This is a genomic window from Streptomyces glaucus (assembly GCF_039533365.1).
Taxonomy (GTDB): domain Bacteria; phylum Actinomycetota; class Actinomycetes; order Streptomycetales; family Streptomycetaceae; genus Streptomyces; species Streptomyces glaucus.
The window spans coordinates 120,358-140,489 of the sequence record NZ_BAAATK010000014.1 but is presented as its reverse complement, the minus strand read 5'-3'; the positions used below and the strand labels follow the sequence as shown (position 1 = coordinate 140,489).

Annotated in this window: 21 protein-coding genes; 12 read left to right on the top strand and 9 right to left on the bottom strand. The window is 73.7% G+C overall.

What is annotated here, in order from left to right; genetic code table 11:
- Positions 1-68 precede the first annotated feature (68 nt).
- A complete protein-coding gene (locus tag ABD363_RS13540; protein ID WP_344602983.1) occupies positions 69-827 on the top strand; it encodes an LOG family protein in 759 nt (252 codons plus the stop codon).
- A gap of 156 nt (positions 828-983) precedes the next feature.
- Here ABD363_RS13540 and folP read toward each other — a convergent pair whose 3' ends face one another.
- A complete protein-coding gene (folP, locus tag ABD363_RS13535) occupies positions 984-1,844 on the bottom strand; it encodes a dihydropteroate synthase (protein WP_344602981.1) in 861 nt (286 codons plus the stop codon).
- Between the two features lie 138 nt (positions 1,845-1,982).
- On the opposite strand from folP, the gene ABD363_RS13530 reads away from it, so the two are divergent.
- Together ABD363_RS13530 and ABD363_RS13525 are read left to right on the top strand one after the other, a co-directional pair.
- Positions 1,983-2,336: a DivIVA domain-containing protein gene (locus tag ABD363_RS13530; protein ID WP_344602979.1), complete on the top strand. Its 354-nt coding sequence runs from the start codon at positions 1,983-1,985 to the stop codon at positions 2,334-2,336.
- Positions 2,333-2,929: a DNA-3-methyladenine glycosylase I gene (locus ABD363_RS13525; protein WP_344602977.1), complete on the top strand. Its 597-nt coding sequence runs from the start codon at positions 2,333-2,335 to the stop codon at positions 2,927-2,929. Before ABD363_RS13530 ends, ABD363_RS13525 begins: the two co-directional genes overlap by 4 nt.
- Positions 2,930-3,038: 109 nt before the next feature.
- Here the strand turns inward: ABD363_RS13525 and chcB are convergent, their stop codons facing one another.
- Positions 3,039-3,842: a 2-cyclohexenylcarbonyl CoA isomerase gene (gene chcB / locus ABD363_RS13520; protein WP_344602976.1), complete on the bottom strand. Its 804-nt coding sequence runs from the start codon at positions 3,840-3,842 to the stop codon at positions 3,039-3,041.
- Positions 3,843-4,218: 376 nt separating this feature from the next.
- Between chcB and ABD363_RS13515 the strand changes: the two genes are divergently transcribed.
- Positions 4,219-4,386 carry a DUF3117 domain-containing protein gene (locus tag ABD363_RS13515; protein ID WP_003966491.1) on the top strand — a complete coding sequence of 56 codons (168 nt, stop codon included), beginning with the start codon at positions 4,219-4,221 and terminating at the stop codon, positions 4,384-4,386.
- Positions 4,387-4,626: 240 nt separating this feature from the next.
- On the opposite strand, the gene ABD363_RS13510 is transcribed toward ABD363_RS13515, so the two are convergent.
- The gene (locus ABD363_RS13510; protein ID WP_344603007.1) at positions 4,627-5,325 is read right to left on the bottom strand and encodes an O-methyltransferase; all 699 of its coding nucleotides are present in this window, start codon (positions 5,323-5,325) and stop codon (positions 4,627-4,629) included.
- Between the two features lie 162 nt (positions 5,326-5,487).
- On the opposite strand from ABD363_RS13510, the gene sigE reads away from it, so the two are divergent.
- From sigE to ABD363_RS13485, 5 genes are all read left to right on the top strand, one after another.
- Positions 5,488-6,273, top strand: coding sequence for an RNA polymerase sigma factor SigE (sigE, locus tag ABD363_RS13505; protein WP_344602974.1), 786 nt, complete (start codon positions 5,488-5,490; stop codon positions 6,271-6,273).
- Positions 6,270-7,283, top strand: coding sequence for an anti-sigma factor family protein (locus ABD363_RS13500; protein ID WP_344602972.1), 1,014 nt, complete (start codon positions 6,270-6,272; stop codon positions 7,281-7,283). Before sigE ends, ABD363_RS13500 begins: the two co-directional genes overlap by 4 nt.
- A gap of 222 nt (positions 7,284-7,505) precedes the next feature.
- Positions 7,506-9,299: a S1C family serine protease gene (locus ABD363_RS13495; protein ID WP_344602970.1), complete on the top strand. Its 1,794-nt coding sequence runs from the start codon at positions 7,506-7,508 to the stop codon at positions 9,297-9,299.
- 254 nt (positions 9,300-9,553) lie between these two features.
- Entirely contained in the window at positions 9,554-9,973 is a 420-nt protein-coding gene (locus ABD363_RS13490) for a sec-independent translocase (protein ID WP_344602968.1), read from the top strand.
- Positions 9,974-10,266: 293 nt separating this feature from the next.
- A complete protein-coding gene (locus tag ABD363_RS13485) occupies positions 10,267-10,935 on the top strand; it encodes a hypothetical protein (protein ID WP_344602966.1) in 669 nt (222 codons plus the stop codon).
- 84 nt (positions 10,936-11,019) lie between these two features.
- Here ABD363_RS13485 and ABD363_RS13480 read toward each other — a convergent pair whose 3' ends face one another.
- The 3 genes from ABD363_RS13480 to ABD363_RS13470 are packed head-to-tail and all read right to left on the bottom strand — an operon-like array spanning position 11,020 to position 14,078.
- Positions 11,020-12,153, bottom strand: coding sequence for an Mrp/NBP35 family ATP-binding protein (locus ABD363_RS13480; protein ID WP_344602964.1), 1,134 nt, complete (start codon positions 12,151-12,153; stop codon positions 11,020-11,022).
- A gap of 43 nt (positions 12,154-12,196) precedes the next feature.
- A complete protein-coding gene (locus ABD363_RS13475) occupies positions 12,197-12,799 on the bottom strand; it encodes a DUF1003 domain-containing protein (RefSeq protein WP_344602962.1) in 603 nt (200 codons plus the stop codon).
- On the bottom strand, positions 12,789-14,078 hold the full coding sequence (locus ABD363_RS13470) for a magnesium transporter MgtE N-terminal domain-containing protein (RefSeq protein WP_344602960.1): 1,290 nt from the start codon (positions 14,076-14,078) through the stop codon (positions 12,789-12,791). The genes ABD363_RS13475 and ABD363_RS13470 overlap by 11 nt, the downstream gene beginning before the upstream one ends.
- Positions 14,079-14,301: 223 nt before the next feature.
- Between ABD363_RS13470 and ABD363_RS13465 the strand changes: the two genes are divergently transcribed.
- On the top strand, positions 14,302-15,036 hold the full coding sequence (locus ABD363_RS13465) for a hypothetical protein (RefSeq protein ID WP_344602958.1): 735 nt from the start codon (positions 14,302-14,304) through the stop codon (positions 15,034-15,036).
- Between the two features lie 22 nt (positions 15,037-15,058).
- Here the strand turns inward: ABD363_RS13465 and ABD363_RS13460 are convergent, their stop codons facing one another.
- Together ABD363_RS13460 and ABD363_RS13455 are read right to left on the bottom strand one after the other, a co-directional pair.
- On the bottom strand, positions 15,059-15,574 hold the full coding sequence (locus tag ABD363_RS13460) for a hypothetical protein (RefSeq protein ID WP_344602956.1): 516 nt from the start codon (positions 15,572-15,574) through the stop codon (positions 15,059-15,061).
- Between the two features lie 130 nt (positions 15,575-15,704).
- Positions 15,705-16,820, bottom strand: a complete 1,116-nt coding sequence (locus tag ABD363_RS13455) for a magnesium and cobalt transport protein CorA (RefSeq protein ID WP_344602954.1) — start codon at positions 16,818-16,820, stop codon at positions 15,705-15,707.
- 549 nt (positions 16,821-17,369) lie between these two features.
- Here ABD363_RS13455 and ABD363_RS13450 point away from each other — a divergent pair.
- The gene (locus tag ABD363_RS13450) at positions 17,370-17,966 is read left to right on the top strand and encodes a suppressor of fused domain protein (RefSeq protein ID WP_344602952.1); all 597 of its coding nucleotides are present in this window, start codon (positions 17,370-17,372) and stop codon (positions 17,964-17,966) included.
- Positions 17,967-17,996: 30 nt separating this feature from the next.
- Here the strand turns inward: ABD363_RS13450 and ABD363_RS13445 are convergent, their stop codons facing one another.
- Positions 17,997-19,220 carry an MFS transporter gene (locus ABD363_RS13445; protein ID WP_344602950.1) on the bottom strand — a complete coding sequence of 408 codons (1,224 nt, stop codon included), beginning with the start codon at positions 19,218-19,220 and terminating at the stop codon, positions 17,997-17,999.
- A 179-nt stretch (positions 19,221-19,399) separates the two neighbouring features.
- Between ABD363_RS13445 and ABD363_RS13440 the strand changes: the two genes are divergently transcribed.
- Positions 19,400-20,041 carry a DUF6758 family protein gene (locus ABD363_RS13440; protein WP_344602948.1) on the top strand — a complete coding sequence of 214 codons (642 nt, stop codon included), beginning with the start codon at positions 19,400-19,402 and terminating at the stop codon, positions 20,039-20,041.
- The last annotated feature ends 91 nt before the right edge of the window (positions 20,042-20,132 follow it).

Sequence of the window (20,132 nt, the reverse complement as noted above, 5' to 3'; positions counted from 1 at the left end):
GGAACACCCCCTCCCCGAGCCGCAGGCTCCGCCCGGGCAGGGGAGACCCCAACACGGAGGGAGCGCACATGGCTACCGGCAACCCCGCGGGGAAGAAGCAGCCGCCGGAGGAGCAGCGCCTGGGGCCGGTCCTCCGCAGACGGCAGCAGGTCCAGGCGAGCACGACCGACCAGCGGCTGCTGGACGAGCGCGCCCCCACGGACTGGGTGCACACCGACCCCTGGCGCGTGCTGCGCATCCAGTCGGAGTTCATCGAGGGCTTCGGCACGCTCGCCGAACTGCCGCCCGCCATCAGCGTCTTCGGCTCCGCCCGTACGCCGGCGGACTCCCCGGAGTACGAGGCGGGGGTGCGGCTCGGACGGGGCCTGGTGGAGGCGGGGTTCGCGGTGATCACGGGCGGTGGCCCGGGCGCCATGGAGGCCGCCAACAAGGGCGCCTGCGAGGCGAAGGGCATCTCGGTCGGCCTCGGAATCGAGCTTCCGTTCGAGCAGGGGCTGAATCCCTACGTCGACATCGGCCTCAACTTCCGGTACTTCTTCGTCCGGAAGATGATGTTCGTCAAGTACGCGCAGGGCTTCGTGGTCCTGCCCGGCGGCCTCGGCACCCTCGACGAACTCTTCGAGGCGCTGACCCTGGTCCAGACCCAGAAGGTCACCCGCTTCCCCATCGTCCTGTTCGGCACCGGGTACTGGGGCGGCCTCGTCGACTGGCTCAGGAACACCGTGGTCGCCCAGGGCAAGGCGGCGGAGCACGACCTGCTGCTGTTCCACGTCACGGACGACGTGGACGAGGCCGTGGCGATGGTGTCGAAGGAGGCGGGCCGCTAGGCCCGGGCTCCGGGCTCCCGCCGTCCGTCTGCCGCGGGTTCTCGCCGCCGCCGGGACACCGGCCGTGGGGGCCGGTCCCGCCCGGGCCCACGGGGGCGCGGGCCGTCGCGGGTGCGCCGCGGCGGGCGGGTGCGCCGCGGCGGGGGAGAGGGGTCCCTACGCCAGCCCCCGGCGTGCCACCGCGGGCGGCCGGTGACCCGCGATCGACGCCACCATGTCCAGGACCTGCCGGGTCTCGGCGACCTCGTGCACCCGGTACACCTGCGCCCCCAGCCACGCCGACACCGCGGTCGTCGCCAGCGTCCCCAGCACCCGCTCCTTCACGGGCCGGTCCAGCGTCTCCCCCACGAAGTCCTTGTTGGACAGCGACACCAGCACCGGCCACCCGGTCTCCACCATCTCCCCCAGCCGCCGCGTCGCCTCCAGACTGTGCCGCGTGTTCTTCCCGAAGTCGTGCCCCGGATCGATCAGCACCGACTCCCGCGGCACCCCCAGCGACACCGCCCGCTCGGCCAGCCCCACGGTCACGTCGATGATGTCGGCCATGACGTCGTCGTACGCCACCCGGTGCGGCCGCGTCCGCGGCTGCGCGCCCCCGGCGTGCGTGCACACCAGCCCCACCCCGTACCGCCCGGCGACCTCCGCCAGCCGCGGATCGGCCCCGCCCCACGCGTCGTTCAGCAGGTCCGCCCCCGCCTCGCACACCGCTTCCCCGACCTCGGCCCGCCAGGTGTCCACGCTGATCACGACGTCCGGGAACCGCCGCCGCACCTGAGCGACGAACCCGACCGTGCGCCGCGCCTCCTCCTCGGCCGTGACCTCCTCGCCCGGCCCGGCCTTCACCCCGCCGATGTCGATGATCGCGGCCCCCTCGGCCACCGCCTGCTCCACGCGCGCGAGCGCCGGCTCGTCGTGGAAGGTCGCCCCCCGGTCGTAGAAGGAGTCCGGGGTCCGGTTCACGATCGCCATGATCACCGGCTCGTGCGGCTCGAACTCGCGCCTGCCCAGCCTGAGCATCCCCTGTGACCTCTCCTCGTACGTCCTGAGTACGGCCCGTTCTCCGGCCGCCTGCGACCCTAACGGTCGGACTCGCATGGCACGATCGGAGCCTGACACATCCGACTCCGACTCATCCGACCGTGGGGACCCCAAGCGATGGTTATGTTCTTGTTCCTGGTCGTCGCGCTCGCCGTCGTGGTCGCCGCGGTGACCCTCGCCGTGGTGGGCGGCGGCGAGAACAGCCCGCTGCCCGAGGCCGCGCCCGAGCGGCTGCGGGACCTCCTGCCCCCGGACCGCCCGGCGGGCCGCGCCGACGTGGAGTCCCTGCGCCTCCCGCTCGCCGTCCGCGGCTACCGCATGGCCGACGTGGACGACGTCCTCGACCGCCTCGGGGCCGAACTGGCCGAGCGCGACGCCCGCATCGCCGACCTGGAGGCGGCCCTGGCCGGGGCCCGCGCCGCCGCGCACCACGTCTCCACGGACAAGCCCGGCCAGGCGGAGCAGCGGTGACCCCGGGCGCCGCCCTCGCGGGCCCGGACGGCGTGCCGCGCTGCCCCTGGGCGCTGTCCACCGAGGACTACGTGGCCTACCACGACGAGGAGTGGGGCCGCCCGGTCCACGGCGACGACGCCCTGTTCGAACGCCTCAGCCTGGAGGCGTTCCAGTCCGGCCTGTCCTGGATCACCGTCCTGCGCCGCCGCCCCGGCTTCCGCGCCGCCTTCGCCGGCTTCCGGATCGCCGCGGTCGCGGCCTTCACCGACGAGGACCGCGAACGCCTGCTCGCCGACCCCGGCATCATCCGCAACCGGGCCAAGATCGACGCGACCCTCGCCAACGCGCGCGCCCTCGCCGAGTGGTCCCCCGGCGAACTGGACGCCCTGGTCTGGTCCCACGCCCCCGACCCGGCCGGCCGCCCGGTCCCGAAGACCCTGGCCGACGTCCCGGCGGTCACCCCCGAGTCGACGGCCCTGGCCAAGGCCCTGAAGAAGCGGGGCCTGCGGTTCGTGGGACCGACGACGGCGTACGCCCTGATGCAGGCGTGCGGCCTGGTGGACGACCACCTGGCGGACTGCGCGGCCAGAGGCCGCCGGCCGGGGGCCTGACGACGCCCGGGCCGCCCCGGCCCGAGCCGTCTTCGGGCGGGCCGGGGGCGTCGGGGGCCTGCGGCGCGGCCCTCCGGGGACGTGCGCCGCCGCGGCCCGCGGGGCCGGCTCACCGCCCCAGGTACTTCGGCTTCTCCTTGTTCACGAAGGCGCGCACCGCGATGGCGTGATCCTCCGAGGACCCCGCCCGGGTCTGCAGCTCGTCCTCCTTCTCCAGGGTCTCGGCCAGCGAGTGGCCCAGACCGAACGCCACGGACTCCTTGATCGCCGCGTACGCCACCGTCGGTCCCCCGGCCAGCGCCCGCGCCGTCTTCTCGGCCTCCGCGCGCAGCTCGGCCGCCGGCACGACCCGGTTCGCGATGCCCAGCTCGTACGCCTCCTGCGCGCCGATGTTCCGCGGGAACAGCAGCAGGTCCGTGGCGCGCCCGGGCCCGACGACCCGCGGCAGCGTCCAGGAGATCCCCGAGTCGGCGGTCAGCGCCACCCCGGCGAACGACGTGTTGAACGCCGCGGTGTCCGCCACCAGCCGGTAGTCCGCCGCGAGCGCGAACCCGAAGCCCGCCCCGGCCGCCACCCCGTTCACCGCGGCGACCACCGGCTTCGGCGCCTCCGCCAGCGCCCGCACGATCGGGTTGTAGTGCTCCCGCACCGTGCTCATCGTCTGCCCCGAACCCGACTCCCGGTCGGCGGCCAGCAGCCCGATGTGCTCCTTGAGGTCCTGGCCGACGCAGAACGCCCGCTCCCCGGCGGCGGTCAGCAGCACCGCCCGTACGGCGTCGTCCGCCGCCGCGGACCGGACCGCCTCCCGGAGGGCGACCTTGGTCTCGATGTTCAGCGCGTTCATCGCCTCCGGGCGGTTCAGCGTGATCGTCGCGAGCCCGTCGCTCACCTCGTAGAGCACGGTGTCGGCCATGGCGTATCCCCTCCGCGTCGCGGCTGACGGACGTACCGGCCGGTACGTCCGGTGTCTGCGGACAGCATGACGGAGATCACCGCCCGAGGACCGGACGCGATGTGTGACCTGCGTCAAAGAATTCCGCTCCACGTCTGTTCTACGGACATGTGTGCGGCGGCGCGGTATTGCAGTCACATCGCCGGATTGAGTGGTTTTGCTCGCGCGCGTTGCTCAAGCGATGCCCACCGATGTTGGTCATCGGGTCCTGAGATGCGGGATAATGGCCAGGAAGCAATGTGTTCGATGCCGGTGTCGCGTGTCCCACGGACCGCGCATGCCCCTCGGGGGCCGTCGGCTTTGACGCGATGAGCTGGTATCAGGAAGGGGAACGAGCATGGCGGCCATGAAGCCGCGGACGGGCGACGGCCCGCTCGAGGTGACCAAGGAGGGGCGGGGCATCGTCATGCGCGTTCCGCTCGAAGGCGGCGGTCGGCTCGTCGTCGAGCTGACCCCGGACGAGGCCGACGCGCTCGGCGACGCCCTCAAGAAGGTCGTCGGCTGACGCGCAAGCGACCATACCCTTTCAGCCGCCCCGGCGCCGCACGAGGTGCCGGGGCGGCTGTTTTGCCGGACCCGCCGACGGCTGTCCCCGCGCCGCCGGCGGCCGGTCGGAGGCCGGCCGCGGATCGGCGGCCGACCGGGGGGCGGCGGCCGGCGGAGCGGCGGTCGGCCGGGAGCGGTCGGCCGGGTACGGCAGGTGACCGGGGACGGCGGTGGAGCAGGGACGGCGGTCGACCGGGGATCAGCGTTTGACCGCGCACAGCAGCCCGTCGCCCACCGGCAGCAGCGACGGCACCAGCTCCTGGCTCTCGCGCACCGCCCGCAGCAGCTCCCGCAGCCGCAGCACCTCCGTGGGCTGCGGCCCGGAGTCCACCGTCCGGCCGTTGGCGAAGACTCCCTCGAAGACGACGAGCCCGCCGGGCCGCAGCAGACGCAACGATTCGGCGAGGTACTCCATGACCTCCAGGCGGTCGCCGTCGCAGAAGACCAGGTCGTACCCGGCGTCGGCGAGCCGGGGCAGGACGTCCAGGGCGCGGCCCGGGATGAAGCGGGCCCGGTTGCTGGCGAAGCCGCAGGCGCGGAAGGCCTGGCGGGCGAACTGCTGGTGCTCCGGCTCCGGGTCGACCGTGGTGAGCACCCCGTCCGGCCGCATGCCGTGCAGCAGATGGATCCCGGAGACGCCGCAGCCGGTCCCGATCTCCGCGACCGCCTTCGCGTCCACGGCGGCGGCGAGCAACCGCAGGGCCGCGCCCGTGCCGGGCGACACCGAGCGCAGCCCCGCCTCACGGGCCCGGTCGCGGGCCCAGTGCAGCGCTTCGTCCTCGGCGACATAGGCGTCGGCGAACGCCCAGCTCGTCTGCCGGTTGCCGGTAATGACCCTCTCCTGTTCCCGTGGTTGCCTCGGCGTGACTGTATCCGTTGGCGCCGGGAACCCGCAGATGGGACCGGTCGTTTGAAGGGATGACGAAACCGACCGGAGCCGTGACGGGGGCGATGGGTGGACAGGGACGCCGAGCAAGTGCTGACGCAGGCGTACGAGCCGTGCCGGCCCAGATCAAACTCTCGTAAAACCGCTTATCCGGAGCTAACGGGCGAGGTGGCTATGGTAGGGGCTCCACTGGACACCACCAGAGCCGACAGGGGAGGTGCGGCTGCGCCTGTGGATCGGGGAGGAGTGCTACGGCGCTTCCTCGGGCCGGCGGGCAGGCCGAAATCCGTGAACGACACCGCTGCTGACCACAGTCACGCCACCGGTTCCGCCGCAGGCCGTGCCCAGACCGCGACCTTCGCCACCGACGCGGACGGGCAGGCGTGGACTCCGCCCACGTGGGAGGAGATCGTCAGCATGCACAGCGGCCGTGTCTACCGCCTCGCCTACCGCCTCACCGGCAACCAGCACGACGCCGAGGACCTCACCCAGGAGGTCTTCGTCCGGGTCTTCCGGTCCCTGTCGACCTACACGCCGGGCACCTTCGAGGGCTGGCTGCACCGCATCACCACGAACCTCTTCCTGGACATGGTCCGCCGCAAGCAGCGCATCCGTTTCGACGCGCTCGGCGAGGACGCCGCCGAGCGGCTGGCCAGCAAGGAACCCACCCCCCAGCAGGTCTTCAACGACGCCCACTTCGACGCGGACGTCCAGCAGGCCCTCGACACCCTCGCCCCCGAGTTCCGCGCCGCGGTCGTCCTGTGCGACATCGAGGGACTGTCGTACGAGGAGATCGCCGCGACCCTCGGCGTCAAGCTCGGCACGGTCCGGTCCCGGATCCACCGCGGCCGCTCCCAGCTGCGCAAGGCCCTCGCGCACCGCTCCCCTCAGGCCCGGGCCGAGCGCCGCTCCTTCGTGCCCCGTGTTCCCGCACTGGGAGGAGGGGGCGCGAGCGCGTGAACGGGTCACGGCCGAAACCTGCCGAGGGACACCTCGCAGAGGAGCATCTGGGGGACCGGCTCTCCGCCCTGGTGGACGGAGAGCTCGGTCATGACGCGCGGGAGCGCGTGCTGGCGCACGTGGCGACCTGCGCCAAGTGCAAGGCGGAGGTCGACGCGCAGCGCCGGCTGAAGAACGTCTTCGCGGAGGCGGCCCCGCCGCCGCCCTCCGAGAGCTTCCTGGCCCGCCTCCAGGGACTCCCCGCGGGCGGTGACCTGGACGGCGCGGACCCGCCGCCGGACCGGGCCGGCCCCTTCGGGGGACCGTCCGGACGGTTCGGCGCCCTCGGATCCCCCGGCGCCTTCGGCACGAAGCGGGGCGAGCGCTTCGAGTTCGACTACGTCCCCGCGCGGTCGCACGCCCCCGCGCTGCCCTCCTCGGGCAGCAAGGGCTTCCGCATCCACGACGTCGGCCGGCACGAGGCCGAGCGGCCGGCCTCGCGCGGGCTGCGGTTCGCGTTCGCCGCCGCCGGGGCGGTGTCGCTGGCCGCGATCGCGCTGGGCGGCGTCGCGTCCGGCCCGCCCGACGGCACGGCGGCGGCGCGGGGCGGCTCCGGGACCGGCAGCAAGGTGACACCGGCGCGGACGGCCACGGGCTCCGCCGCGGCCCCCGACACCCAGCGCCGCCGCTCGGTCGGCCCGCTGCTCGGACAGGCCCAGGGCGGGCAGCAGTCGCTCGGGGAGAGCCCGGTGGCGTCGGCCGGGGTGTCCGCCCCGCTGCTGCCCGGGCTGCCGGCTCCCCTGGCGGGCCGGGGCCAGCGGGTGGAGCATCCGCTGACCGCGCCGGTGGTGGCCGGTGCCGCAGCCATGTCCCCGCTGATACGTCCGCTCGACGCCACCCCGCCGCCGGCCCTGACGGCATGGCCCGCGGTCCCCGCGGCCCCCGGAGTCACGGCCCCCGGCCTGCTCTCCGCACCCGTGCCCGACGCGTCCCCCTCCCCCTCTCCTTCCTCCCCCGGGCGCACTCCCTGAGGCGTCCTCTGCGCGCCGGCCCGCGAACCTGATTGAATCCGAGGTGGCGCCCCGGCGGGCAGCCGGCCGGGCACGGAGCCGCGGGGGACGCGCCTGCCGAGGCCCGGCACGGGCCGGGGCCCACGGCACCGGCCCCGGCGCACCCGAGGCGCACGGAGCCACCGAGACGACGATCTGCGGCCACCGCCGACGGGCCGTGCCGCGGCCAGCTGTGGGGAGAGCATGAACGAGGGGAAACCCGCGAGGGCGAAGTGGTGGAACCGGCCCCGCCCGCAGGTCCCCTCCGGCCCGACCGGGGGGACCGCACCGGCGTCCGGGGAGGAGACACCGGCCGGGACGGGTACCGGCCGGATGCGCGCGCACCCGGCCGACGGCGACTTCGAGCTGGAGCGGCCCGCCGCGTCCCCGGGCACCGGCGCGGACGGCCGGGACCACGGCCACGAGGGCGACTACGAGCTGGAACGGCCCGCGGCCGGCCCCGGCGCGCCCGCCGGACCCGCCGCCGGCGACACCGCGCAGGCCGCGCTCGCCGCCCCGGCCGCCGAACCGACCAGGCCCCTGCACGACCCCGACCCGTACGGCACCCCGCCGTACGGCGAACCGGGCCCCTGGGCCCCCGCCCCGCCGGTCCAGCACCCGGCGGCAGCACCGGCGCACGGCCCGGCGACCCCGGCGCACGGCACGACGGCGCCGCACGTCCCCGGCCCGGTGACGCCCGCCCCGGCGGCCCCGGCCCCCGGCCCCGGGGCCCCGCCGCCCCCCACCGCCTCCCACACCCGGCCCCCGGCCCCCGGGACCCCCACGCCCTCCACCCCCTGGCAGCGTTACGACCCCTGGGCGGCCCCCGCCCCCCTCGCCCCTCTCCAGCAGAACGGGGCCGCCGTGCCCAGCCGGGAGCAGCGGCAGCGGCGAGGCCGGAGGGCACTGGCCGCCGGAGCCGTGCTGCTCGCCGTCGTGTCCGGCGGCGTCGGCGGCGTCACCGGCGCGTACCTGGAGCGGAACGGCGGCGTGGGGGCCGTGGAGCTGCCGCAGGCCGGGAAGGAGCCGGCCGGCCGGGCTCCGGGCAGCGTGGCCGGGATCGCCGCCCGGGCCCTGCCCAGCGTCGTCACCCTGCACGTGAGCGGCGGCGAGGAGCAGGGCACCGGCACCGGCTTCGTGCTCGACACCCGCGGGCACATCCTCACCAACGACCACGTCGTCGAGCCGGCCGGGGACGACGGCGAGATCTCCGTGACCTTCACCAGCGGCGACACCGCCGAAGCCACCGTCGTCGGCCGGGACAGCGGATACGACCTCGCCGTCGTGAAGGTGACCGGCGTGCGCGGGCTCACCCCCCTGCCCCTGGGCAACTCCGACAACGTCCAGGTGGGCGACCCCGTCGTCGCCATCGGCGCGCCCTTCGAGCTGGACGGCACCGTCACCTCCGGCATCATCAGCGCCAAGGAGCGGCCCATCACCGCGGGCGGCGAGAAGGGCGACGGCAGCGACGTGTCGTACGTCGACGCGTTGCAGACCGACGCGCCCATCAACCCCGGCAACTCGGGCGGCCCCCTCCTGGACTCCCGGGGCCGCGTCATCGGCATCAACTCGGCCATCCGCTCCGCCGGCAGCGACACCGACCCCGACGGCGGCCAGGCCGGTTCGATAGGGCTCGGCTTCGCCATACCCGTCAACCAGGGCAGACGCGTCGCCGAGGAACTGATCAACAACGGCCGGGCGACCCACCCCGTCATCGGCATCACCCTCGACATGAACTACCCGGGCGACGGCGCCCGCGTCGGCACCAAGGGCAGCGACGGCGGCCCCCCGGTCACCGAGGGCGGCCCCGGCGACCGGGCCGGCATCCGGGCGGGCGACCTCATCACCGAGGTCGACGGACAGCGCATCCACTCCGGTGAGGAACTCATCGTCAAGACCCGCGCGCACCGCCCCGGCGAACGCCTGGAGCTGACCCTGGAGCGCGACGGCACGGAACGGACGGTCTCCCTGGTGCTCGGCTCCTCCGACGGCGGCTGAGACGGCACGGCCGAGCAGCCCCGCGGAGATCACGGCGAGAATCACAGCAACCCCGCAGCGGGCCCCGCGTCCCGGTGGCGTTCCGGCCGCGACGAGGCGAACAAGCCGGAAACCCGCCCACGCGGCCGTATTCCGAGCCCTCGGGACGGTACCGGTCGTACGGGATCGCCGGGTACCGTGGATCCGGCCCGGACCACGGAAGACCGCACGGACCACCGAGGGCCGAGGACCGAGGACATCGCTAGGAGCTTCAGGTGTTCAATGACATAGGACCGCTAGAGCTGGTGACGATCGTCGTCCTCGCCGTGCTCGTCTTCGGTCCGGACAAGCTCCCGAAGGTCATCCAGGACGTGATGCGCACGATCCGGAAGATCCGTGAGTTCTCGGAGAGCGCCAAGCAGGACATCCGGCAGGAGCTGGGCCCGGAGTTCAAGGACTTCGAGTTCGAGGACCTCAACCCCAAGACGTTCCTGCGCAAGCAGCTGGAGAACGACGACCTGGGGCTGAAGGAGATCCGCAACGGCTTCGACCTGAAGAAGGAGATGGCGGAGGTCACGGACGCGGTGCACGGCCGCGACCCCGAGCCGGCCTCCGGCGGCGGTGTCGACCTGGTGAAGAAGCCCGGGACCGCCGGCCGCGACGACCGCCCGCCCTTCGACGCCGACGCCACCTGAGCCGTACGCCCGCGCCGCCCCGGCGGTGGACCCGTGCCGCCCGGACCGCCGGGCGGCACCCGCGTCCCGCCGCCCCCCGCCCCCTCGCACGTGACGCGTCTCATACCCGCCACCGGGCGCGCACGGCCCGGACACGGCCTCCGGGCGCCCTGTGCGCCGGGCGTTCTCCCTGCTGCCCGGAGCGGTGTGGCTATGCTGCCAAGTTGTTGTGCGGGCCGTACGCGAACCAGCAACGCCGCCCGATGGGGGGCGGGCCGTTCCGGTCCGACGAGAGCGAGGAGGCGTCCGGGCACATGGAGACGACGAGTCAGGCAGTCGCGCAGGCGCCGGCCGCGGAGGACGGACAGCAGGTCCCCTCCGCCCGGCGTGCGGTCGACGGCTACCTGCGTGCGCCCTTCGCGTGGTACGGCCTCGACGAGGCCTTCACGGGACCACGCTGGCTGATGCAGGTCGGCACGGGGGCCGACGGGACCGTGGAGTACGGCTCGATCGGGCACGGCGACGAACCGTCGCCGCGCACCGAGTACGCGGCCGGGAACGACGAGGCCAAGGAGAAGTTCGCGGTCGTCGTGACCGTCGCCGCCAACCCCGTCCGGCGCAGCCCGGACGGCACGGGGCTGCTGGAGGCCACGTCGGTCTCCTCGGCGGCCTGGCTCGCGGGTGTGGGGCTGCTGTCGTTCGCCCGGCCGGGCCAGCTGGACCACTCCCTGCGGGACGACTGGCTGGAGCAGCAGACCGAGACGGCGTGGGAGCTGGCCGACGACCTCACGGGACCGGCGTGGTCGACGCTGTCCCTGCCGGTGGACGGCGCGCTGACGTCCTTCCACTACCGGGAGTCCGAGTTCGGGTGGGTGCTGGCGGGCTCCACGCAGGCGGGGGTGCACGTGGGGGCCTACGGCAGGGGCATGAGCGCGTACGGGCTCGGCTTCGCCGCGATCCAGGACATCACCGCCTACGCATGACGAAGGGGCGCCGCCGGTGGTGCGGCGCCCCCCGCCACGGGGCCCGGGGTCATCGCGCGGCCGCGCGCCCCTCCGGGCCGGCCGTCAGAACTTGTTCCTCGGGGTGATCCCCAGCGACAGCCCCGCGAGGCCCCGCTGCCGTCCCCCCAGCTTCCCCGCGATCGACCGCAGAGCGGCGCCCGCCGGGGACTCCGGGTCCGTCAGGACCACCGGCCTGCCCTCGTCGCCGCCCTCCCGGAGGCGGACGTCGATCGGGATGCTGCCGAGCACCGGCACCGCCGCCCCCGTCGTACGCGTCAGGCCGTCGGCCACCAGCTGGCCGCCGCCCGTGCCGAACACGTCGACCATCTCGCCGCAGTGCGGGCAGGGCAGGCCGGACATGTTCTCGACCACGCCGACGATCTTCTGGTGGGTCTGGACCGCGATGGCGCCCGCCCGCTCGGCCACCTCGGCCGCCGCCTGCTGGGGCGTGGTCACGACCAGGATCTCGGCGTTCGGGATCAGCTGCGCCACGGAGATGGCGATGTCGCCGGTGCCGGGCGGGAGGTCGAGGAGGAGGACGTCGAGGTCGCCCCAGTAGACGTCCGCCAGGAACTGCTGGAGCGCGCGGTGCAGCATCGGGCCGCGCCAGACGACCGGCGCGTTGCCCGGCGTGAACATGCCGATCGAGATGACCTTCACCCCGTTGGCGGACGGCGGCATGATCATGTTCTCGACCTGGGTCGGACGGCCGTCGGCGCCCAGCATGCGCGGCACGGAGTGGCCGTAGATGTCGGCGTCGACCACGCCCACCTTCAGGCCGTCGGCCGCCATCGCCGCCGCCAGGTTCACCGTCACCGAGGACTTGCCGACGCCGCCCTTGCCGGAGGCGACCGCGTAGACCCGGGTGAGGTTGCCCGGCTTGGCGAAGGGGACCTCGCGCTCGGCCTGGCCGCCGCGCAGCGCGGCCGCCAGCTCGCGGCGCTGCTCGTCGCTCATCACGTCGAGCGTGACGTCGACCCGGGTGACGCCCGCGACGCGGGAGACCGCGTCGGTGACGCGCTGCGTGATGGTGTCCCGCATGGGGCAGCCGGAGACCGTCAGGTACACGGTGACCGCGACCGTCCCGTCCGCGCCGATCTCCACCGACTTGACCATCCCGAGCTCCGTGATGGGCCGGTTGATCTCGGGGTCGTTCACCGTCGCCAGTGCCTCGCGCACCGCGTCTTCCGTAGCCATAAGGACGATGGTACGGCGCTGCGCGGGAACCCCGGAAAGCTTGTCAGCGGTCGTCCGCGTCACGTCCCCGCGTCCGGTCGGCCGGGACCGCCGGGACCGCGGACCGGTCGCGGTGGCCGTCCTGCCGGTCCTCCAGCTCCTTGACCAGGTCCTGCAGCTCCGAGCGGATCCAGTCGCGGGTGGCGACCTCGCCCAGGCCGATGCGCAGGGCGGCGACCTCGCGGGTCAGGTACTCGGTGTCCGCGATCGACCGCTCGTTCTGCCTGCGGTCCTGCTCCAGGTTGACCCGGTCGCGGTCGTCCTGCCGGTTCTGCGCGAGCAGGATCAGCGGGGCCGCGTAGGAGGCCTGCAGGGACAGGGCCAGCGTCAGGAAGATGAACGGGTACTCGTCGAACCTGAGGTGCCGGGGGGCGAACGTGTTCCAGCCGATCCAGACGATGACGATCACCGTCATCCAGACCAGGAACCGCCCGGTGCCGATGAAACGGGCGACCCGCTCCGACAGCCGCCCGAAGGCCTCCGGGTCGTACTCGGGCAGCAGCCTCAGCCGCCGCGGGCGCGGCTGGTCGAGCCGGAAGCGGTGGCGGTTCGCGGCCGTGGCCCCGGCCGGGACGCGCTCGCGGGCCGTCTCGCGCTCAGGAGCCATCGGCCGCCACCTCCTCGCTCTCCGCCGAGCTGAACTCCGTCTCGCGCCAGTCCTGCGGCAGCATGTGGTCCAGGATGTCGTCCACGGTCACCGCGCCCAGCAGCGAGCCGGCCTCGTCCACCACCGGCGCCGCCACCATGTCGTACGTGGCGAAGAACCCGGCGACGGCGGGCAGGTCCGCCTCGGGGTCGAGCGGCTGCAGGTCGGTGTCGAGGATGGAGCTGACCAGGGTGTAGGGGGGCTCGCGCAGCAGGCGCTGGAAGTGGACCGTGCCCAGGTACTTGCCGGTCGGCGTCTCGTCGGGCGGACGGCAGACGTAGACCTGGGCGGCGAGGGCCGGGGAGAGGTCGGGGTTGCGGACACGGGCGAGCGCGTCGGCGACGGTGGCGTCCGGGCGCAGCACGATCGGCTCCGTCGTCATCAGCCCGCCGGCCGTGTGCTCCGCGTACGCCATCAGGCGCCGCATGTCGGCCGCGTCGGACGGCTGCATCAGGCTCAGCAGCCGCTCCTTGTCGGCCTCGGGCAGTTCGCCGAGCAGGTCGGCCGCGTCGTCCGGGTCCATGGCCTCCAGCACGTCGGCGGCGCGTTCCTCCTTCAGCTTGCCGAGGATCTCGATCTGGTCGTCCTCCGGCAGCTCCTCCAGCACGTCGGCGAGGCGGTCGTCGTCGAGGGCGGCGGCGACCTCGGCGCGGCGCTTGGGGGACAGGTGGTGCAGGACGTTGGCCAGGTCGGCGGGGCGCAGCTGCTCGAAGGTGGCGAGCAGGTTCTCGGCGCCCTGCCCGTGCTCCTCCAGGGAGAAGCCCGTCACGGCGGACCACTCGACGGTCAGCGTCTCGCCCCTGCTGCGGCGGAAGGCGCCGCCCTTGCGCCCCTTGCGGACGAAGATCCGGTCGATCTCCCACTCCCGGCGGGCCGGCAGCTGATGCACCGACAGGTCGAGGACGGTGACCTCCTCGCCGGTCTCCACGAGCGTGACGCGCCGGTCCAGCAGCTCGCCGAAGACGAGGCGTTCGGTGGGCCGCTGCTCGAAGCGCCGGACGTTGAGCACGCCGGTGGTGATGACCTGGCCGGCCTGGACGCCGGTCACCCGGGTCATGGGCAGGAAGATGCGGCGGCGGGTGGCGAGCTCCACGACCAGCCCGAGCAGCCTCGGCGGTTTCCGGCCGACGCGGAGCACGACGACCAGATCGCGTACGCGTCCCACCTGGTCGCCGGCCGGGTCGAAGACGGCGACACCGGAGAGGTGCGAGACGAAGATCCGGGGGGCGCCCGAGGCCATGGCCGCGGCTCCTTTTCGTACGGCGGTTGCGTACCGGGGTCGATTCCTGGGTCTCTTTTCCGAATTGCCCGCTCGGGAGGGCTTCAGGCTAGCCCGTACCGATCGGGCACGTCCTGGCGAGGCCCACGGAAGGACTGGCTCCACGGGGTGCCCGGGGACCCCGGTACGCTGCCGTACGCCGTTGTGGGCCTGTGCCGGATCCGTCAGAAAGGCAGCCTCATCCGTGTCTGCGATTCCCCAGGGCCGTACCCGCCGGGCAGCGCTGGCGGGCGCGATGTGCGCGCTGGTCGTGGCCGGGACGGCGCTGACGGGCTGCAACGAGGACCCGGACGCGGGCACCAACGGCGTCGGCAAGCTGTCCCCGGACAAGATCCAGAGCCGGACCCGGTCCGCCGCCGAGTCCGCCGACGCGGTCCGGCTGTCCGGGACCGTGGTCACCAGCGGGCGGACGTACACGCTCGACATGCGGCTGAAGTCCGACGGCGGCACCGGGTCGGTCACCACCGAAGGGCTGTCGTTCGAGCTGCTGCGCCTCGGTGAACAGCTCTTCCTCAAGGCCGACGCCGGTTTCTGGAGCCACGGCGACGCCGACGCGGCCGCCGCCGAGAAGCTGGACGGCAAGTACGTGAAGGTGCCGCAGGGCGACCCCTCGTACCAGAAGTTCAGCGGATTCACGGACAAGGACGTCCTCCTCGACGGTCTGCTGACCCTGCACGGCACCCTGGAGACGAGCGGCCGCCACGAGCAGGCGGGCGTCCGCACCATCCGCATCACCGGCGACCGGGGCTCCGGCGGCACGCTGGACGTCTCCCTGGAGGGCACGCCCTACCCCCTGCGCCTGGTGCGCGGCGGCGACGCGGGCACGCTCCGCTTCTCGGACTGGGGCACGGACTTCGCCCTGGAGGAACCGGCGAAGGACGAGACGGTGGACTACGGGCAGCAACTGCCGACGTCGTGACCGCCGCGGGGCGGACCCGGGGCTACCCCCGCCGCCGCCACCTCTTCAGCAGCAGCCGGGGGACGGCCTCCGGGACCGGCCGGCGCGTCGTGGCCGGGGTCGGCACGGGGGCCTCGGCCAGGGAGCCGTCCGGGAGCGGGCTCGTCACCCCCGTCGGCTCCAGGCGCAGCACCCGGCACTCGCGCGCCCAGCGCCCGGTCATCGCCTCACCGTCGGGCGCGTTCAGCCGCTTGCCCTTCAGCTCGGCGACCGCCGCCTCCCACGCCTCGGACCCGGACGCCAGCTCCACGACCCGCGCCGTCCAGGAGACCAGCCGCCCCCCCTTGTCCTTGCTGCGCACCGTCACCTCGGCCTCGGCGCCGTCGGCCAGCCCCGGCAGCGGCTGCTCGCCGGGTCCGTCGCCGACCACGCACGCCGCGCCCTCGTGCCAGACGTGCCACAGCGCCCGGGCCGCGGCCCCCGGCGCCTTGACCCAGACGAGGCCGGACTTCTTCGTGGCCTCCTCGATGAGAGCCCGGTCGAGCAGCTCGCTTGTCATGCGCCCAGCCTAGGACCTGTCGTCCGGACCGGGCCGACGGGGCGGCGCGGCGTCCTCCGGCCGGCCCGCCGGGGGCCCGCGCCGGACGCCCCGCCGGCCCGGGCGCCGGCCGTGCCGGTCCCGGGCATCCTCACAGCCAGCCGTTGCGCTTGAGGGTGCGGTGGATCCCCAGGCAGATGGCCACCGTGATGCCCATGATCACCGGGTAGCCGTAGCGCCAGTGCAGCTCGGGCATGTGGTCGAAGTTCATGCCGTAGACCCCGCACACCATCGTCGGCACGGCGATGATCGCGGCCCACGAGGTGATCTTCCGCATGTCCTCGTTCTGCGCGACGGACGCCTGCGCGAGGTTGGCCTGGAGGATGGAGTTCAGCAGCTCGTCGAAGCCGAGGACCTGCTCCTGCACCCGGGCCAGGTGGTCGGCGACGTCCCGGAAGTACTTCTGGATGTCCGGGTCGATCAGCCGCATCGGCCGCTCGCTGAGCAGCTGCATGGGCCGCAGCAGCGGCGCCACCGCCCGCTTGAACTCCAGCACCTCGCGCTTGAGTTGGTAGATCCGGCCGGCGTCCGTGCCGCGCGGCGTGCCCTTGCGGCCCGGGGAGAACACCTCCGTCTCCACCTCGTCGATGTCGACCTGCACCGCGTCGGCGACCGCGATGTAGCCGTCGACGACGTGGTCGGCGATGGCGTGCAGCACGGCCGAGGGGCCCTTGGCCAGCAACTCCGGGTCGTCCTGCAGCCGGTGCCGCAGGCCCCGCAGAGAGCCCTGCCCGCCGTGCCGGACGGTGATGAAGAAGTCCCGCCCGGTGAAGCACATGACCTCGCCGGACTCCACGACCTCGCTGTTGGCGTCGAGCTGGTCGTGCTCGACGTAGTGGACGGTCTTGAAGACGGTGAACAGGGAGTCGTCGTAGCGCTCCAGCTTGGGCCGCTGGTGGGCCTGGACGGCGTCCTCCACGGCCAGCGGGTGCAGCCCGAACTCCCGGGCGATCCCGGCGAATTCGGCCTCGGTGGGCTCGTGCAGGCCGATCCACACGAAGCCGCCGTCGCGGCGCACCAGGCGCATCGCCTCGTGCGGGGTGAGGGGCGAGCCGGTCTGGACCCGCCTGCCCTCCCGGTAGACGGCGCAGTCGACGACGGCGGAGGCGGTCGAGGGGTCGCGGGTGGTGTCGTACGTGCCGCCGTCCTTGCGCAGCGAGGGACGGGACGGGCGGACCACGGCGCGCAGGTCGCGGATCATCGACATTGGCAGGCTCCTTCGCGTACGGCAACGAAAGGCGCCGGCGACGGCTGAAACTACCCGGAATGGGGACGTCCTTCGGGACCTTCCGCCCCGCGGGCAGGGGGAGGATGTTTGGCGCGTCCACAAAGCGGGGAGCACCGCACCGTCGCGGTGGCGAGCTTCGCTACTGATTCAGCTGCCGATGCGCACCACCGCACATCGGACATGACAGGCAGATCAGGTAGAACGAGACGAAGTGCTCTTCCGTAGGAAGGCCCGAATGCGAGAGGTGGCAGCCAGCTAGAACCGAGCGGCTACGTCAGCGGCCGGAAGAGCGGGTGGTACTGCACGGTCGACTTCGATCCATGACAGCCCCACCTCCTCCGGCCGGTCCCTCGTGAGGGACGTTCCATACCCCTGTAGGGGTTCCCCGTTGGGGAGATTTCATCAGCGCGTCGGGACCTGATGGCGACGCTTCTGCGTGCTGCCCCGAAACCACCGGGTAAGACTATCAGCCGCCCTCCGTGTCAAGGTGTCGCTTTGCCCGGTGCTGACGAGTTCTATGCTCGCCGCATGGCAGATGTTCTCCCTCTGGTCGAGGCCCGGCTGCGCACCGCCCTGGGCGAACCGGACGCCCGCGCCGCGGTCACCTTCCTCGGCGCGGACCGTATCGAGGTGCTGCGCTTCCACGGCGCCGGCCAGGAGGGGGACGTCGTGCGCTACGCCACCCTCGGCATGTCCGCGCAGCCCATGGCCGACCCCGCGGCGATGCTCGCCGACCCGGTCAGGGGGCCCCGCGCCGAACTGGTCCTCTCCGTGCGGGCCGGCCGCGCCGACACCGACAAGGTGCTCCGCCCGCTCGCCGTGCTCGCCGCGTCCCCGCAGGTCGAGGGCGTGGTCGTGGCCCCCGGCGCCTCGCTGGACGTGGGCGGGCCCCTGTGGCCGGGCGCCCCCTTCACCTCCGTCCTGGTCGCCGAGCCGGGCGGCCTGGTCGAGGACCTGGAACTGGACGCGCCGCTGGACCCCGTGCGGTTCCTGCCGCTGCTGCCGATGACGCCGAACGAGGCGGCCTGGAAGCGGGTGCACGGCGCCCAGGCGCTCCAGGAGCGCTGGCTGACGCACGGGACGGACCTGCGCGATCCCGCCCGCAGATCCGTCCCGCTGGAGTGAGGAATCTCACCAACCCCCGGCCGGGGGCCGTCAGTTGGCGAAGACGCCGACCCCGTCCCGCGTCGCGTGCCGCGGTCCCTGCTGCTGCGCCTCGTGGGTGAGCGCCCGGCGCCGTACGGCCACGACGAGCGCGCCCGCCACCGCGGTGACCGCCGCGACCACGAACGGGATGCGGGCGTCGGTCCACTCCTCGATCTTCGGCGCGAAGTACGGCGCGGCCGCCGCCGCGAACCACCGCACGAAGTTGTAGCCGGCGCTCGCCACCGGGCGCGGCGCGTCGGAGACGCCGAGGGCCAGTTCCGTGTACACGGTGTTGTTCACGCCGATGAAGGCGCCGGACAGGACCGTGCAGACGACGGCGGCGGTGTGGCCGCCGTAGCCGAGGACGAGCACGTCGGCCGCGAGCAGCACCAGCGAGCCGCCGAGCACCCGCAGCGAGCCGAACCGCTTCTGCAGACGGGGCGCCACGACGACCGAGAAGACGGCCAGCAGCACGCCCCAGGCGAAGAAGACCGCGCCGGACCTGTACGGGGTCATGTTCAGCACGAACGGCGTGAAGGCCAGCACCGTGAAGAACGTGTAGTTGTAGAAGAACGCCGACGCGGCCGCCGAGGCGAGGCCGCCGTGGCCCAGCGCCCTGACCGGGTCGAGCAGCGAGGTCCTGCGGGCCGGCTTCGGCTGCTCCTTCAGGAACGCCGTGATGCACAGGAAGCCCACCGCCATCAGGAAGGCGGTGCCGAAGAAGGGGTAGCGCCAGCTGGCGTCGCCGAGCAGCGCGCCCACCAGCGGGCCGCACGCCATGCCGAGGCCGAGGGCGGACTCGTACAGCAGGATCGCCGCCGCGCTGCCGCCCGCCGCGGCGCCGACGATCACCGCCAGGGCCGTCGAGACGAACAGGGCGTTGCCCAGGCCCCAGCCCGCCCGGTAGCCGACGAGCTGGCCGACCGAGCCGGAGGTGCCCGCCAGGCCCGCGAAGACCACGACGAGGGCGAGGCCGAGCAGCAGGGTGCGGCGGCCGCCGATCCGGCTGGAGGCGAAGCCGGTCACCAGCATCGCGACGGCGGTGATGAGGAAGTACGAGGTGAACAGCAGGGAGACCTGGCTGGGCGTGGCGTCCAGGCCCTGGGCGATGGACGGCAGGATCGGGTCGACCAGCCCGATGCCCATGAAGGCGACGACGGACGCGCCGGCGGTCGCCCACACGGCCTTGGGCTGGCGCAGGATGCCGCCGGTCCCCGCGTCGAAGGGGTCCATGCTCGCTCCAATCCCGACAGGGGAGTCGACTGCGGACGACAGGATGGTTGGTATATGCACATAGTAATTTAGGATTGCTAATTAGTGCAAGTTACATCTAGTTTTCGCCGGTCGGCGGTTCCGCCCGGACGGGTGATCGTCCTTGACGTGGCGGGGCGGGGGTAGGACCGTGGGGCCCTATGAAGGGCGAACCCAGTTGCCCGAAGTGTGGTGGCCGGGTCAGGGCTCCCGGTCTCTTCGCCGATTCCTGGCAGTGCGACGTGCACGGCGCCGTGTACCCGGTGCAGCCCGTGGTCCCGCCCAGCGTCGAGGCCCTCGGCGTCGTGGTGGGGCGCACGCAGGTGCCGGTGTGGATGCCGTGGCCGCTGCCGGTCGGCTGGCTGTTCACCGGTGTGGCCTGCGCGGGCGACGACCGCAGCGGCGGCCGCGCCACCGCCGTGGCCTGCTCGGGACCCGGGCCGCTCGGCGGCATGGGGGAGCTGATCCTGGTCGCCGAGGAGCTCGGCGTCGGCCTCGGCGCCCGGTACGCGGGCCTCGACGCCCCGGACCCGGGGCCGTACCTGGACGTCGAGAAGCCGCCCCAGGCCAAGGTCCTGGCCGCGGGCCGCCCCACCCCGCTCTGGCTCGTCGCCGGCACCCCCGACGACCGCGCCGTCTTCGCGGGCGAGGCGCTCGGCATGTGGCTGTGGGCCGTGGTCTGGCCCGAGCAGTCGGGGCTGCTCATGTACGACGAGCTGGTGCTGGCCGACCTGCGGGACGCCGGGGCCGAGGTGGAGCTGGTCCCGTGCGGGGCGCTGTCGCCGCGACTGCTCGAGCCGTAGCGCTCCGCCGGAAACCGGAAACCGGAAACCGGAAGCCGGAGCCGACGGGCGGGTGGTGCGGCGCGGCGCCGCGGACCGGCGGGAGCGGGCG

Bases quoted from the DNA above. Each gene is read 5' to 3' on its own strand.
- sigE (WP_344602974.1), top strand. From the start codon at position 5,488: ATGGTAGGGGCTCCACTGGACACCACCAGAGCCGACAGGGGAGGTGCG.
- ABD363_RS13530 (WP_344602979.1), top strand. From the start codon at position 1,983: ATGGTTATGTTCTTGTTCCTGGTCGTCGCGCTCGCCGTCGTGGTCGCC.
- ABD363_RS13470 (WP_344602960.1), bottom strand. From the start codon at position 14,078: ATGGCCTCGGGCGCCCCCCGGATCTTCGTCTCGCACCTCTCCGGTGTC.
- ABD363_RS13460 (WP_344602956.1), bottom strand. From the start codon at position 15,574: ATGACAAGCGAGCTGCTCGACCGGGCTCTCATCGAGGAGGCCACGAAG.
- ABD363_RS13445 (WP_344602950.1), bottom strand. From the start codon at position 19,220: ATGGACCCCTTCGACGCGGGGACCGGCGGCATCCTGCGCCAGCCCAAG.
- ABD363_RS13440 (WP_344602948.1), top strand. From the start codon at position 19,400: ATGAAGGGCGAACCCAGTTGCCCGAAGTGTGGTGGCCGGGTCAGGGCT.
- folP (WP_344602981.1), bottom strand. From the start codon at position 1,844: ATGCTCAGGCTGGGCAGGCGCGAGTTCGAGCCGCACGAGCCGGTGATC.
- ABD363_RS13485 (WP_344602966.1), top strand. From the start codon at position 10,267: ATGGAGACGACGAGTCAGGCAGTCGCGCAGGCGCCGGCCGCGGAGGAC.
- ABD363_RS13480 (WP_344602964.1), bottom strand. From the start codon at position 12,153: ATGGCTACGGAAGACGCGGTGCGCGAGGCACTGGCGACGGTGAACGAC.
- ABD363_RS13455 (WP_344602954.1), bottom strand. From the start codon at position 16,820: ATGTCGATGATCCGCGACCTGCGCGCCGTGGTCCGCCCGTCCCGTCCC.
- ABD363_RS13450 (WP_344602952.1), top strand. From the start codon at position 17,370: ATGGCAGATGTTCTCCCTCTGGTCGAGGCCCGGCTGCGCACCGCCCTG.
- ABD363_RS13475 (WP_344602962.1), bottom strand. From the start codon at position 12,799: ATGGCTCCTGAGCGCGAGACGGCCCGCGAGCGCGTCCCGGCCGGGGCC.
- ABD363_RS13495 (WP_344602970.1), top strand. From the start codon at position 7,506: ATGAACGAGGGGAAACCCGCGAGGGCGAAGTGGTGGAACCGGCCCCGC.
- ABD363_RS13515 (WP_003966491.1), top strand. From the start codon at position 4,219: ATGGCGGCCATGAAGCCGCGGACGGGCGACGGCCCGCTCGAGGTGACC.
- ABD363_RS13540 (WP_344602983.1), top strand. From the start codon at position 69: ATGGCTACCGGCAACCCCGCGGGGAAGAAGCAGCCGCCGGAGGAGCAG.
- chcB (WP_344602976.1), bottom strand. From the start codon at position 3,842: ATGGCCGACACCGTGCTCTACGAGGTGAGCGACGGGCTCGCGACGATC.